The organism is Microbispora bryophytorum (assembly GCF_006874465.1).
GTDB lineage: Bacteria > Actinomycetota > Actinomycetes > Streptosporangiales > Streptosporangiaceae > Microbispora > Microbispora bryophytorum.
This window is the reverse complement of the sequence record NZ_VIRL01000069.1, coordinates 1-907: the sequence shown is the minus strand read 5'-3', so window position 1 is coordinate 907 and position 907 is coordinate 1. Positions and strand designations below refer to the sequence as shown.

Genomic DNA, 907 nt, shown 5'->3' with positions numbered 1-907 from the left:
CAAGCGCGTCCACCTGGTCGACATGCACAGCAAGCTGACCACCGGCGACCTGATCGACGGCATCCACCCCACCGCCAACGGCTACGACAAGATGGCCGCCGCCTGGTACGCGGCGCTCCAGTCGGTCTCCGGCAGCATCGGCCAGCCCGGCGGCACCCCCAGCGCGACGCCGACCGCCTCCACGAACGCGATCCGGGGGGTGGCGTCGGGCCGCTGCCTGGACGTCACCGGCGTCTCGCAGACCAACGGCACGCAGGTGCAGATCTGGGACTGCAACGGCCAGAGCAACCAGCAGTGGACGACCACCAGCGCCGGCGAGCTGCGGGTCTACGGCAACAAGTGCCTCGACGTCAACGGTGCGAGCACCGCCGATGGCGCCAGCGTGATCATCTGGGACTGCAACGGCCAGGCCAACCAGCAGTGGCGCCTCAACTCCGACGGCAGCATCACGGCGGTCGGCGCGAACAAGTGCCTGGACGCGCCCAACTACTCGACCGCCAACGGCGTCAAGCTGCAAATCTGGTCCTGCAACGGCCAGACCAACCAGCGCTGGACCCGCGTCTGACGATGAGGCTCCTGCCGTGGTCGCCTTCCCCGAAGGCGGCCACGGCCGCGTCCACCACGGAGTATGCCGGACGGCTCACTCCCCCGACTCATGAGGAAACAGCGTGAAACGAAGGCTCACCGCCATACTGGCGGCCGTTGCCCTGCCTCTGGTGGTGGCGGGCATGTTTCTCGGGGTCCGGCCCGCGGCGGCGGCATCGCTGACCCGGGTGACCAGTTTCGGCAACAACCCGACGAACCTCAACATGTACCTCTACGTGCCCGACAGAGTCGCGGCACGCCCGGCACTGCTGGTCCTGGTCCACTACTGCGGCGGATCAGCCGGCGCGATCTTCAACGGCAA

Annotated in this window: 1 protein-coding gene and 1 pseudogene; both read left to right on the top strand. The window is 68.2% G+C overall.

From position 1 onward, the window contains the following. The coding region (locus FLX07_RS35840) for a lectin (RefSeq protein WP_167748516.1) at positions 1–565 on the top strand (565 nt) is incomplete at its 5' end. A 103-nt stretch (positions 566–668) separates the two neighbouring features. Continuing rightward, a pseudogene (locus FLX07_RS35835) lies at positions 669–907 on the top strand (extracellular catalytic domain type 1 short-chain-length polyhydroxyalkanoate depolymerase); the annotation flags it as partial.